The organism is Micromonospora orduensis, from assembly GCF_006228125.1.
GTDB classification, from domain to species: Bacteria; Actinomycetota; Actinomycetes; order Mycobacteriales; family Micromonosporaceae; genus Micromonospora; species Micromonospora orduensis.
In genome coordinates this window covers 17,350-28,704 of the sequence record NZ_VDFY01000077.1, presented here as the reverse complement: position 1 = coordinate 28,704, position 11,355 = coordinate 17,350, and the positions used below count along the sequence as shown (strand labels likewise).

The window sequence follows — 11,355 nt, the reverse complement described above, 5'->3', positions numbered from 1 at the left end:
GCGCGCAGCCGGCCGGAGCGGCGGGCTGCCGGTGGCGCGGAGACCGGCACCACCAGAGTTCCCGTAGCCGCATCCTCGCTGAGGGTGACGACGAGTGAGCGCGGCGGCTGGACTGGTTTCCGGCCCGGCACAGTGCGGCGCCGTCGGCGGCGCTGGAGCACCCGCGCCGTCGACTGCGCCCGCTCCGCCACCAGCCGCTCGGTGGCGTCGTACCGGCGGACCAGCGCCGGGGCCAGGGCGAGCAGGCCGGCGGCGGCGAGGACGGCGAGGAGCACCGAGGTCGGCACCCTCACCCCTCCCGTCACCGAATTCGGAGCAACCGCCGCCGGACCGCAGGATCTTCCACCAATCGCGCTCGGGTGCGTGGATCGTCCGGACGGGCAGCGCTTGCCACAGCTTGCAGTTACTTGAGGTTACGGCGCACCGACCGTCATGCCACCGCGCCGCGCCGATCCCGTCCGTGGGACGGCTCACCGTGCGGCGGCGCGTACCCGGTGCCAGCGGGCCAGCAGTCCGCCCTCGGCGGCGATCTCCTCACTTGTCATCGCGTATCCGATGTGGTCCCGCCAGGCGCCGTCGATGTGCATGTAGCGCACGTGGTACGACTCCTCGCGGAAGCCGAGCTTCTCCACCACCCGACGGGACGGCCGGTTCTCGGGACGGATGTTCACCTCCACCCGGTGCAGCCCACCCGGGCCGAACGCGTGGTCGACGGCGAGCGCGAGCGCGGTCGGGATCACTCCCTGGCCGGCGACTCGGGCGTCCACCCAGTAGCCGACGTACCCGGAGCAGAACGCCCGCCGCACGATGCTGCCCACGTTGAGGTGCCCGACCAGCCGGTCCCGGTCGGCTTCGCGCAGGCAGACCGCGAACGGCATCCCCTCGCCCTCTCGGGCGGAACGCCGCTGGTCGCGGTGCACCCAGCGGAACGCGGCAGGCGAGTTCATCTCGTCCCAGCTGCCCGGCAGCGACGACTCCCAGGGTGCCAGCCAGGCCCGGTTGGCCCGGCGTACCTCCGACCAGGCCGCCGCGTCCGAGCGCCGGTACGGCCGCAGCAGCACCGGACCGTCGACCAGCACCGCCGGCCAACCGGGCGCCCGGGCTGGTCCGAAGAGACTCACCCGCACAGTCTCCCGCGCGGGACCGGTTCGTGCGCAAGTGGACCCGCGATGTGCCGGTGACCTCGCGGAGCCGTCACCGGCGGCGGTCCAGCAGCAGGACGTCCACTGTGGAACCGGCGGCGGCGGTGGTGACCCGTTCGCCGAGCACCAGCAGACCGTTCGCCTCGGCGAGCCCGGAGAGGGTGAACGGCCCACCGCGCAGCGGCTGCACCGTGTAGCCGCCGCCGCGCCGCTCGGCGACGTGCGCGGGCCGGAACTCCCGCAGCCCGCCGGGGGACGAGACGGTCTCCAGCAGGTGCGCCCGGACGCTGGGTCGGAACACCGGTTCGGCGCCGGCGAGCAGTTGGATGGCGGGGCGGGCCAGCACCTCGAAGCCGATGAGCGCGGCGCCGGGGTCGCCGGGCAGGCAGACCACCGGCACCTCCTCGGCGCCGACGGTGCCGAACCCGAGCGCCGTGCCGGGGTAGAGCGCCACGTCGGTGAAGGTGACCGGGCCGGCACGGCCGCCCTCGCGGCGGGACAGGATGCGGCGCACCATGTCCCCGGGGCCGGTGCCGGTGCCGCCGGTGGTGATGATCAGGTCGGCGCGCAGGGTCTGGTCCTCCAGCAGCCCGCGCAGCCCCTCCGGGTCGTCGTCGCAGATGCCCACCCGGTACGCCAGTGCGCCCACCTCGGCCGCGGCGGCGGTCAGCGCGTGCGAGTTGGCGTCCACCACCTGACCGGGCTGGCTGCCCCGGCCCACGTCGACGAGTTCGTCGCCGGTGGCCACGATGACCACCCGTGGGCTGGGCCGGACCACCACGTGCCCGATGCCGGTGGCGGCGAACACCGCGACCAGGGCCGGGGAGACGTACGTGCCGGCGCGGGCGAGCAGGGTGCCGGCGGGCAGTTCCTCACCAGCGCGGCGTACCCCGTACCCCCGTTTGGGGGTGCGGAAGATCTCCACGGCGGCCATGCCCTGGTCGGTCCACTCCACCGGGACCACCACGTCGGCGGCGACCGGCAGCGGCGCCCCGGCGGCCACCGAGAAGCACGAACCCGGGGTGAGCCGCACCGGCCGCCAGCTCGCCGCGCCGAGGTCGCCGACCACGTTGAGCCGGATGGTCCGGCCGCCGGGCGTGCCGGAGGGGGCCGGGACGTAGCTCGGGCCCCGGCCCCCTCCGGAAATGTCCTCCCAGCGGGCCGCGTACCCGTCCACGGCCGCCTGGTCGAAGGCCGGGAACGCGTGCGGCGCGACGACGTCCTCGGCGAGGACATTGCCGTGCGCCTGGGTGAGGTCGAGGTCGAGTGGCGGCAGCGCTCGTAACCTGCGCAGCACGCTGCCCAGGTAGTCGGCGAGCGGCGTCAACTCGTTCGCGGCCGCCTCGGCGTCGGCCGTCGCTGTCATGTACCAGATCCGCCTGCCGCGTCGGCCTTGACGAACTCGGCCAGCCAGGAGCGGAACTCGGCGCCGAGGTCGTCGCGTTCGGCGGCGATCTGCACGACCGTCTGGAGGTAGCCCAGCGGCATACCGGTGTCGTAGCGGGTGCCCCGGTAGACGATCGCGTGCACCGGTGTGCCCTCGGTGCGCAGCAGCTCCATGGCGTCGGTCAGCTGGATCTCGCCGCCGCTGCCCGGCTTGGTCCGGCGGATCGCGTCGAAGATCTTGCCCGGCAGCACGTACCGGCCGAGCACCGCGAGGTTGCTCGGGGCGTCCTCCGGTTTCGGCTTCTCCACCATCCCGGTCACCTTGACGACCTCGCCGATGTCGGTCAGCTCCGACTCGGCGGGCTCCACGGAGGCGATGCCGTACCGCTTGGTGTCGGCCGGGTCGACCTCGAAGAAGGCGAGCACCACACCACCGGTGCGGGCCTGCAACTCCAGCATCGCCGGCAGCAGCGGCTCGGACAGCTTGACGAACTCGTCGCCGAGCAGCACCGCGAAGGGCTGGTCGCCGACGTGGGACTCGGCGTACCCGACGGCGTGGCCCAGCCCGAGCTGCTCCGGCTGCCGCACGGTGTAGATCTCGGCCAGCTCACTGGGCCGGCGCACGGCGGCCAGCCGCTCGGCGTCGCCCTTCTCCTCCAGCCTGGCCTCCAGGTCGGGGCGGCGATCGAAGTGGTCCACCATCGACGTCTTACCCCGACCGGTGATCAACAACACGTCGCCGATGCCGGCCTGGGTGGCCTCCTCGACGATGTACTGCAGCACCGGCCGGTCCACCACCGGCAACAGCTCCTTGGGCACCGCCTTGGTGGCCGGCAGGAAGCGGGTGGCCAGTCCGGCGGCCGGGATGACGGCCTTGACCGCCAGGGGACGGCCGGTTGCGGCGACCGTTGATGAGAGGTTCGCTGAGTGCTCCGACATGCCGCGAGACTATCGGCCACGGCTCTGCCGCGGCGGGTGTGGCCCAGAAGACGCGCCGCCGCCCGGTCCCGGCCGTGCGGCGTCCGGACCGGCCCGGGTGCCCTCCGCGGCATCGGCCGCCGGGTCGTGGGCCACCTCCGGCCGGGCGTGCGCCGGCCCCGACGGCGATGATTCGGGTACGCCCACGTCCGGCTCCGACCGGGCGTGGCCGCCCGGCTCCCGGTGGGCCTGCACGGGCCGGCCGGCGCGGGGCAGCCCGTCCGGTGGGCTGAGGGCGCCGGCCAGCACCGGCAACTCCCGGGTCGGCACGTCGGGGCGTACCTCGGCCACCCGGTAGGTGTCCCGGCCGGCCGCCTTCGCGGCGTAGAGCGCGTCGTCGGCAGCCTCCAGCACCTCCCGTCCGGTGCTGCCGTGGTCCGGGTAGACGGCGATGCCCACCGACACGGTCACCATGACCGGCCCGGCGTACGCCTCGACGGGGATGGGTGTCTCCCGCACGGCGGCACCCAGCCGCTCCGCCACGATCGCCGCGCCCCGGGCGTCGGTCTCCGGCAACAGCAGGACGAATTCCTCGCCGCCCTGCCGGAAGGCCAGGTCGACCTCGCGGATCTCGCCGCGTACCCGCCGGGCGAACTCGGCCAGCACGGTGTCCCCCGCCGCGTGCCCGTACGTGTCGTTGACGTCCTTGAACCGGTCCAGGTCCAACGCGAGGACGCTGAGCATCCGGCCGAACCGACTGGCCCGCTCCACCTCTCGCCGGATCGACTCGCGCAGGTAGCGGTAGTTCCACAGGCCGGTGAGCGGGTCGGTGAGGGACAGCCGCTGGGCCTCCTCGTGCACCCGGACGTTCTCCACGGCAACGGCGGCGTGTCCGGCGAAGGTGCGCAGGGTGACCAGGTCGTCGTCGTCGAACTCGTCCGCGCCCACCCGGTCGTAGAGGGCCAGGACGCCGAGCGCCGCCGCCGGCGTACCGGCCTCGTCGGCGCCGGAGGTGCTGGCCGGCACGGCGGGCCCGCCCGGGGTGGCGAACGGCACGGCGACGTACGTGCGGCAGCGCGGCTCACCGGCGGGCACCTCGGTCGGCTCCATCCGCCCCCGCTGCGGCTCGCCGGTGGCGGCCACCGCGCCGACCACGCCGACGCCCACCGGCACCCGCAGCGTCTGCGGCTCGTCCGGGTCGCACTCCGGCCAGCGCCCGTCCAGCCCTTCGCTGCACTGCGCGGCGAGCATGCCGCCGGCCTCGACGAGCAGCACCGCGCCGGCCCGGGCGCCGGTGGCGGCGATGGCGCTGTGCAGGATCACCCGCAGGATGCGTTGCAGGTCGTGCGTGCTGGCCAGGGTGTCGCCGAGCACCGCGAGATGACCGCGCAACTGATCACGGCTGCTGGTGAGCGCCGCGACGTACGACCCGGTCTCCCGGGTCATCCGGTTGAACGCGGCGGCCAGCCGGCCCAGTTCGTCGCGGCTGCGCACCGGCACCCGGGCGGTCAGGTCGCCGTACGCCACCCGGTCGACGGCGCTGGCCAGCTCCACAAGCGGTCGGGTGGTCACCCGGGCCAGCCGCCAGGCGGTCAGCACGGCGAGCAGGCCGGCCAGCACGACCGCGCCGAGCAGCGTGACGTGCAGCCCGGGCGGTCGTTCACTCGGCACGGACAGGACCAGCGGCAGCGGCTGCCCGCTGGACGGGCCGATCCTGCGCACGTACCGGCCATCGGTGGTCTCGGTGACCCGCTCGCTGTCGACGGCGCCGGCGGCGGCGAGCACCGCGTCGCGGACGTCCCGGGACTCGGTGGTGTGGGTGACCCGGTCGCTGCCGGCGCCGCCGAGCAGGGTGACCGCCACGCCGGTGACCGCCGCGAGCCGGGTCACGAACGCCGGGTCGACGAGTTGCGCGGCGGCCACCGTGCCGAGCAGGGCGCCGGCCCGGTCGCGCAGGTCCACCCGGGCGGCCAGCGCGTGGACCGGCCCGGGCTGCTTCTCGCCGGTGCCGGAGCAGTCCCGCCAGGGGGTCGACGGTGCGCCGGCCGAGGCGTACGTGACCTGGCCGGTCACGTCGGTGATCAGTACGGCGGCGGCCAGGCCCCGGCTGACCAGTTGGTTGGCGGCGGCGGACGGGTCGCCGTTGAGGGCCACCGCGTCGGCGGTGGCCCGCAGTTGCTGGCAGAGCGCGTCGACGGAGGTGCGCACGGTGGACGCCGCCACGGCGAGACGTTCGGTGGAGCGGCTGCGGTCCACGGCGGTGGCGGTGGACGCGACGAAGAGCGCGCCGAGCAGGACGGGGCCGAGCACCACCACGAGGAAGGCTGCCGTCAACCGCCCGCGTAGCGTCACTCGGTCCCCCCGGAAGTTCCGCCTCCGTTGCTTGCGATGCTGACACAGAGCGACCGTGGTGGAGGCGTTGCGTCAGGAGTGTTGCGTGCCGGATTTTTCTTATGAAGCGGAAGTGACCCGGGTGGCGAAGCGGGACGCCCGCGCCGAGCTGCTCGCCCGCCGCCGGGCGCTGTCCGCGCCGGCCCGGGCCGCAGCCGCCGGGCGCGTCCAGGCCGAGCTGGTCGCGCTGGTACGCCGGCTGCGTCCCCGCCGGGTGACGGCGTACGTGCCGGTCGGCTCCGAGCCGGGCGGCCCCGACCTGCCGGCGGTGCTGCGCGCGGCGCTGCCGACCGACGCCGAGTTGCTGCTGCCGGTGCTCCTGGCCGACCTGGATCTGGACTGGGCCGCGTACACCGGACCGGAGGGTCTCATCGCCGCCGGTCGGGGTATGCGGGAGCCGGACGGGCCCCGGCTCGGGGTGGGCGCGGTGGCCGACGCCGACCTGGTGGTCGTACCGGCGCTCGCCGTCGACAGGCACGGCCGGCGGCTGGGCCGCGGCGGCGGCTCGTACGACCGCGCGCTGGCCCGGGTGCCGGCGGCGACGCTGACAGTGGTGCCGCTGCACGACGGGGAGCTGGTCGAGGCGCTGCCCGCCGAACCACACGACCGTCCGGTCCGCGCGGTGCTCACCCCCACCGACGGGATGCGTACCCTTGACGCCGGCCCGGGTTCGGCGCGTGGTGTCGCGCCCCACACGTCCGCTGGACGAACCCGGGGCGAATGACGCACCATTGGCACTCGAATACGTCGAGTGCCAACTGGCCGAGCCCAGATCCGGAGGAGAACGTGCCCACGTACCAGTACGCCTGCACCGCGTGCGGTCACCAGCTCGAGGCGGTGCAGTCCTTCTCTGACGAGCCGTTGTCCGAGTGCCCGGCGTGTCAGGGGCGGCTGCGCAAGGTCTTCAACTCGGTCGGCATCGTCTTCAAGGGCTCCGGCTTCTACCGCACCGACTCGCGCGCCTCCGGGTCCGAGACCACGGCCGGCGGCACGGCCAGCAAGCCGGCCAAGTCCGAGTCGTCCTCGGGTGGGGATTCCGGCTCGTCCTCCTCGTCCTCGACGTCCGGGTCGTCGTCGTCCTCCTCGTCCGGCGGGTCGTCCTCGTCGTCCGGCGGGTCGAGCGGCGGCAAGGCGCCGGCGGCCAGCTCCACGTCCTGACCCGGCGGACACCTCCGGGTCGACCGACAGTGGCCGCATAGCAGGTCGAGCCTCCCGCTGGGCGGTTGTCCACAGGCCGGCCGGTTGTCCACAGGCACGCCCGGATGGCCGACCGACCGGTCCTCGACCGGCCTAACCTGCCGTCCACGGGCGTCGCCGCGGCGCCCCGACGGGAGGCGGCGGGGCGATGGTCGATCCGGACTCGACGCGGGCGTTGCGGCCGCTTCGCCGACCCGCCCTGCCCGGCGGGCGCACCCTGCTGCGGTTCGGCCTGGTCGCCGCACTGCTCGGCCTGGCCGCCGCCGTCCTGAACACCCCGACCGGCTGCCCTCCGTCCGCCGGCAGCACGCCGTTCCCGACGTCGGCGGGCCCGGACCGCGCACCGGCGGCAACGGACGGGCAGTTGCCCGTGCCCGGCACGGACCCCACCGAGGCGGGCGACGGGACCGGGCCGTCGTCCAGCCCTCGGCCACTGCCGCTGCCCAGCGGGTCGGTCGGGGTGCCGGTCCGGTTGGCCGAGCCCGCCGCGCTGGCGGTGGTCCGCCCCGGCGCCCGGGTCGACCTGCTCGCGGCGCCCCCCGGTGGGGCGGGCGCCGAGGCGACCCTGCTCGCCGCCGGAGCGCTGGTGCTGGACGTGCTGGGCGGCGGCGCGACCGACGGGTCGTCGGCGCTCTACCTGGCGCTCCGCCCCGATCAGGCACAACGGGCCGTCGGGCTACCCGAGGGCAGCCGCTTCGCCATCGTCGTCCGCGGCTAGCGCGGGTCAGTCCCAGTGCGGGGGGCGTTGGGACAGCAGCCAGTCGTCGTTGCCGTCGGCCCGCTCACCCCAACCGTGATCGGTGTCGTCGGACGTCTGCTCGGGCAGCACCACGAAGTCGTCGCTCAGGTCGACGGTGCGGTCGTCGTCGCCGCGCGCTCCCCGCGTGCCGGGGTCCTCGGTGCTCACGAGCGGCAAGACTAGCGCAGCCGACGGTGGCCGCGCCGGCCAGAAGCGGCCGGGCGGACGACCTGATTGGTAGCGTCGGACGGCGTGACGACCCCCAGCGGTGCCAGCACCCCGGACGACTACTGGCGGCGGCCCGGGCCCGGCGACGGCGACGCCGCGGAGCCCGCCGGGCCGGCCCCCACACCGACCAGCGGGTACGCGGGCCCTCCGCCGAGCACGCCACCGCCGGCCGGCTGGCGTCCGCCGGTCCACCTGGAGCCGACAGCGCCCCGCCGGCTGCCCGCGCAGGACATGGCCGCCCTGGACGCGGCCGAACAGCGTTCGCAACGGGTCACCTACGGCTTCGGCGCGGCGGCCGGGGTGGTGCTGGTGGTGCTGGTCTGCCTGCTCTGCTCGCGGATCATCTTCTGACCGCGACGGGTCAGAGGGTGGTGCCCCACACCGCCTCGGCGCCGGAGTGACCGGTCAGGTAGACGTAGACCAGCGAGGCGATGGAGAGCGCGACGACGGCCACCGCCAGCACCGGGGTCACCAACGCCGGCAACCGCGGCACCCGAGGATGCCCGCTTGTCGCCACCAGCAGCAGGATCGCCACGATCCCGAGCGGCACCACGATCCGGAACAGGATGTCGCCGTACCGGGAGTGCTCGAAGATCTGGTCGAGGATCGGCCCCTGGAAACCCCTGGCGACAAGCGCGTCGGTGAACGCCTCACCCGACTCGACGGCCACGAAGGTGGTCACCGGGGCGGCCACGGCCAGGAGACCCAGCGCCCAGTCCAGCCGGTGTCGCCACCGGGGCAGACCCACGTACGCGATGGCCAGCGCCGCCAGCAGCGGCACGAACAGGACCACCGCGTGGATCACCAGCACGTGGACCGGTAGACCCAGGATCTCCTCGAACATCGAACCTCCACGTGGATCACGGTCGCAGGACCGCCAGCCTACGGTCGGCCGGCCGCCTCAGAGCTCTCGAACTCACACACGCGCCGCGGCGCGTTCGGGTTCATCGACCGGTTCGGCGGGCCGGCTGTGTCCGTGGCCACCCCGGCGACACGCCGGTTGTCGATGCTTGTCGTCCGTGCTGTCATTGGCGCATGTCCGGTGCCGAGGAGCTGCTGCGATCGAGAGGGCTGCGGGTCACCCGACCGCGCCTCGCGGTGCTCGACGTACTGGCCGGTGGTGGCCATCTGGAGGTCGACGAGATCACCCGGCGGGTCCGTGAACGCCTCGACTCGGTCTCCACCCAGGCGGTGTACGACGTGCTCGGCGCGCTGTCCCGGGCCGGGTTGTCCCGCCGTATCGAACCCGCCGGCAGTCCCGCCCGGTACGAGGCGCGGGTCGGCGACAACCACCACCACGTGGTCTGCCGGGGCTGTGGCGAGATCGCCGACATCGACTGCGCGGTCGGCGGTGCCCCCTGCCTGGAGCCGAACATCTCACACGGGTTCGAGGTGGACGAGGCGGAAGTGACGTTCTGGGGTCTCTGCCCGGGCTGTCAGTCCCGTCGGTCCGCCGACCGCTGACCGGCAGCCCTGGCACCCGTCGGCGAGCGGCGAGGTCGGCACGGGCGTGGCACTCTTGGGCGGTGGACTCCGATGACCTCGGCCTCTTCGGTCCGGGTTCGGTCACGTGGAAGGTGCACGACGAGCCGATCCTGATCGTCGCCGGCCTGCGCTCGCTCTACCTGCAGGCGTTGCACCCCAGGGCAATGGCCGGCGTGGCGCAGAACAGCGACTACCGCACCGATGCCTGGGGCCGTCTGGTCCGCACCGCCACCTTCGTGGCGACCACCGTCTACGGCACCACCGCCGAGGCGGAGGCGGCCGGCGCCCGGCTGCGCCGGCTGCACGCCCGCCTGCGGGCCACCGATCCGCGCACCGGTGCGGAGTTCCGGATCGACGATCCCGACCTGCTGCGCTGGGTGCACGTCGCCGAGGTCGAGTCGTTCCTCGACACCGCCCGGCGGGCCGGCCTGTCGCTGACCGACGACGAGGTGGACCGCTACTACACCGAGCAGCGCCGCTCCGCCGCGCTCGTCGGCCTGGACCCGGCCACCGTCCCCGGCACCGCCGCCGAGGTGGACGACTACTACCGGGCCGTACGGCCGCAGCTGCGGATGACCCGGGAGGCCGCCGAGACGGCGCTGTTCCTCACCGCTCCGCCGCTGCCGTGGAAGCTCAGCCTGCCGGCCCGCCTCGGGCTCACCCTCGGCCCGCCGCGCTGGGCGTACCTGGGAATCGCCGGCACCGCGCTCGGGCTGCTGCCGGCGTGGGCCCGCCGGATGTACGGCGGGCTCGGGCTGCCCACCACCGCCCTGACGGCGGACCTGAGCGTGCGCGCCCTGCGACTCGCGCTCGCCGCGGTGCCCCGCCGCTACCTGGAGGGCCCGTTGACGCAGGCCGCGAAGCAGCGGGCCGAACGGCACGCCGCCGTGCGGCAGGCAGCGACACGGCAGGCAACGCAGGACGGGCGGCACGCCGTCGCGGCGCTGCTGACCGACTGACCCGGACCGCGCCGGCCCCGGTCAGCCGTCGGCGGGACGGTCCACGGCAGCCCACGGCTCCTTGCCGGGAGCCTGGGAGCCGGTCGGGCAGTGCCGCCGGAAGTCGCACCAGCCGCAGCGCGGGCCGGGCGCCGTCGGGAACGCCTCATCCGCGTCGCCGCCGTCGGCCACCGCCCGTTCGGCGGCCATGATGTCGCGGGCCGTCTCCTCGGCCCGGGTCACCTGCCGGGCCAGCGACTCGACCGTGTGGGCGTGACCGGCGACCGTTCCGGTCGGCAGGTGGTGCAGCTCCACCCGGCGACACGGCCGGCGGAACACCCGCTCGGCCGCGTACGCGTAGAGGGCCAGCGCCTGCGAGCCTCGGGCGTCGTCGGTGTCCAGCCCCGTGCGGCCGGTCTTGTAGTCGACGATGACCAGCTCAGGACCGTCCGGCCCGGGGCGGGAGTCGATGCGGTCGGCCCGACCGTTGAAGGCGAGCACCGCCGTCTTGACCGCCACCACCCGCTCCACACCCAGCGGGTCGGTGTCCGGATCCAGCGTCTCGACGTACGCCTCCAGCCAGCCCAACGCCCGCCGGAACGCGGCGCGCTCCTGCTCGTCGTCGCGGTAGCCCTCGCGCACCCAGGTGCCCTTGAGCAGGGTGGCCAGCACCTCGGGCCGGCGCCGCTCGGTGGGCAGCGCATACCAGTTCTTCAGGGCGGTGTGCACGCTGGCGCCGAGGGAGTTGTGCGCCCACGGCGGCCCCTTCGGCGGGGTCGGCCTGTCGACGTACGAGTAGCGGTAGCGGCGTGGGCAGTCCGCGTACGCGCCGAGCTTGCTCGGGGTGCAGACGAACAGCCGCTCCGGCATGCCCTCGAAGCCGAGCTGCTCGGGGGCACCGGCGCGCTGGTGAGGCGGCCGGCCGCCGCCG

General features: G+C 74.7%; 13 protein-coding genes and 2 pseudogenes. 6 read left to right on the top strand and 9 right to left on the bottom strand.

Annotated elements, in window-relative coordinates:
• From FHG89_RS02735 to FHG89_RS02715, 5 genes and pseudogenes are all read right to left on the bottom strand, one after another.
• Nucleotides 1-293 (bottom strand): annotated as a pseudogene (locus tag FHG89_RS02735) (divisome protein SepX/GlpR); the annotation flags it as partial.
• Between the two features lie 177 nt (nt 294-470).
• A complete protein-coding gene (locus FHG89_RS02730) occupies nt 471-1,121 on the bottom strand; it encodes a GNAT family N-acetyltransferase (RefSeq protein WP_139582490.1) in 651 nt (216 codons plus the stop codon).
• Nucleotides 1,122-1,194: 73 nt separating this feature from the next.
• Nucleotides 1,195-2,508 carry a molybdopterin molybdotransferase MoeA gene (locus FHG89_RS02725; protein WP_139582488.1) on the bottom strand — a complete coding sequence of 438 codons (1,314 nt, stop codon included), beginning with the start codon at nt 2,506-2,508 and terminating at the stop codon, nt 1,195-1,197.
• Entirely contained in the window at nt 2,505-3,467 is a 963-nt protein-coding gene (locus tag FHG89_RS02720) for a UTP--glucose-1-phosphate uridylyltransferase (RefSeq protein WP_139582486.1), read from the bottom strand. The genes FHG89_RS02725 and FHG89_RS02720 overlap by 4 nt, the downstream gene beginning before the upstream one ends.
• Before the next feature lie 9 nt (nt 3,468-3,476).
• Nucleotides 3,477-5,798 (bottom strand): GGDEF domain-containing protein, encoded by a 2,322-nt coding sequence (locus tag FHG89_RS02715; protein ID WP_208760838.1) that lies wholly within the window; start codon nt 5,796-5,798, stop codon nt 3,477-3,479.
• Between the two features lie 85 nt (nt 5,799-5,883).
• Between FHG89_RS02715 and FHG89_RS02710 the strand changes: the two genes are divergently transcribed.
• Together FHG89_RS02710 and FHG89_RS33490 are read left to right on the top strand one after the other, a co-directional pair.
• The gene (locus tag FHG89_RS02710; protein WP_139582484.1) at nt 5,884-6,561 is read left to right on the top strand and encodes a 5-formyltetrahydrofolate cyclo-ligase; all 678 of its coding nucleotides are present in this window, start codon (nt 5,884-5,886) and stop codon (nt 6,559-6,561) included.
• Nucleotides 6,558-6,764, top strand: a pseudogene (locus tag FHG89_RS33490) (FmdB family zinc ribbon protein); the annotation flags it as partial. The gene FHG89_RS02710 and the pseudogene FHG89_RS33490, both read left to right, overlap by 4 nt.
• 14 nt (nt 6,765-6,778) lie before the next feature.
• Here the strand turns inward: FHG89_RS33490 and FHG89_RS33485 are convergent.
• Nucleotides 6,779-6,988, bottom strand: a complete 210-nt coding sequence (locus FHG89_RS33485) for a hypothetical protein (RefSeq protein WP_244295118.1) — start codon at nt 6,986-6,988, stop codon at nt 6,779-6,781.
• Between the two features lie 194 nt (nt 6,989-7,182).
• Here FHG89_RS33485 and FHG89_RS02700 point away from each other — a divergent pair, with 194 nt between their 5' ends.
• Nucleotides 7,183-7,752: a flagellar biosynthesis protein FlgA gene (locus FHG89_RS02700; protein WP_139582481.1), complete on the top strand. Its 570-nt coding sequence runs from the start codon at nt 7,183-7,185 to the stop codon at nt 7,750-7,752.
• Between the two features lie 6 nt (nt 7,753-7,758).
• Here the strand turns inward: FHG89_RS02700 and FHG89_RS02695 are convergent, their stop codons facing one another.
• Nucleotides 7,759-7,941, bottom strand: a complete 183-nt coding sequence (locus FHG89_RS02695; RefSeq protein WP_139582479.1) for a hypothetical protein — start codon at nt 7,939-7,941, stop codon at nt 7,759-7,761.
• 84 nt (nt 7,942-8,025) lie between these two features.
• Here FHG89_RS02695 and FHG89_RS02690 point away from each other — a divergent pair, with 84 nt between their 5' ends.
• Nucleotides 8,026-8,352 carry a hypothetical protein gene (locus FHG89_RS02690; protein ID WP_139582478.1) on the top strand — a complete coding sequence of 109 codons (327 nt, stop codon included), beginning with the start codon at nt 8,026-8,028 and terminating at the stop codon, nt 8,350-8,352.
• A gap of 10 nt (nt 8,353-8,362) precedes the next feature.
• Here FHG89_RS02690 and FHG89_RS02685 read toward each other — a convergent pair whose 3' ends face one another.
• Nucleotides 8,363-8,845, bottom strand: coding sequence for a DUF4175 domain-containing protein (locus FHG89_RS02685; RefSeq protein ID WP_139582477.1), 483 nt, complete (start codon nt 8,843-8,845; stop codon nt 8,363-8,365).
• Nucleotides 8,846-9,036: 191 nt separating this feature from the next.
• Here FHG89_RS02685 and FHG89_RS02680 point away from each other — a divergent pair, with 191 nt between their 5' ends.
• Together FHG89_RS02680 and FHG89_RS02675 are read left to right on the top strand one after the other, a co-directional pair.
• On the top strand, nt 9,037-9,465 hold the full coding sequence (locus FHG89_RS02680; RefSeq protein ID WP_139582475.1) for a Fur family transcriptional regulator: 429 nt from the start codon (nt 9,037-9,039) through the stop codon (nt 9,463-9,465).
• A 62-nt stretch (nt 9,466-9,527) separates the two neighbouring features.
• A complete protein-coding gene (locus FHG89_RS02675; RefSeq protein ID WP_139582474.1) occupies nt 9,528-10,445 on the top strand; it encodes an oxygenase MpaB family protein in 918 nt (305 codons plus the stop codon).
• A 21-nt stretch (nt 10,446-10,466) separates the two neighbouring features.
• Here the strand turns inward: FHG89_RS02675 and FHG89_RS02670 are convergent, their stop codons facing one another.
• Nucleotides 10,467-11,294: a RecB family exonuclease gene (locus tag FHG89_RS02670; protein WP_425280147.1), complete on the bottom strand. Its 828-nt coding sequence runs from the start codon at nt 11,292-11,294 to the stop codon at nt 10,467-10,469.
• Nucleotides 11,295-11,355: the final 61 nt, after the last annotated feature.

Excerpts from the sequence above, each read along its gene's own strand:
- FHG89_RS02725 (WP_139582488.1), bottom strand. The coding sequence starts at position 2,508 with ATGACAGCGACGGCCGACGCCGAGGCGGCCGCGAACGAGTTGACGCCG.
- FHG89_RS02720 (WP_139582486.1), bottom strand. The coding sequence starts at position 3,467 with ATGTCGGAGCACTCAGCGAACCTCTCATCAACGGTCGCCGCAACCGGC.
- FHG89_RS02700 (WP_139582481.1), top strand. The coding sequence starts at position 7,183 with ATGGTCGATCCGGACTCGACGCGGGCGTTGCGGCCGCTTCGCCGACCC.
- FHG89_RS02685 (WP_139582477.1), bottom strand. The coding sequence starts at position 8,845 with ATGTTCGAGGAGATCCTGGGTCTACCGGTCCACGTGCTGGTGATCCAC.
- FHG89_RS02680 (WP_139582475.1), top strand. The coding sequence starts at position 9,037 with ATGTCCGGTGCCGAGGAGCTGCTGCGATCGAGAGGGCTGCGGGTCACC.
- FHG89_RS02670 (WP_425280147.1), bottom strand. The coding sequence starts at position 11,294 with ATGCCGGAGCGGCTGTTCGTCTGCACCCCGAGCAAGCTCGGCGCGTAC.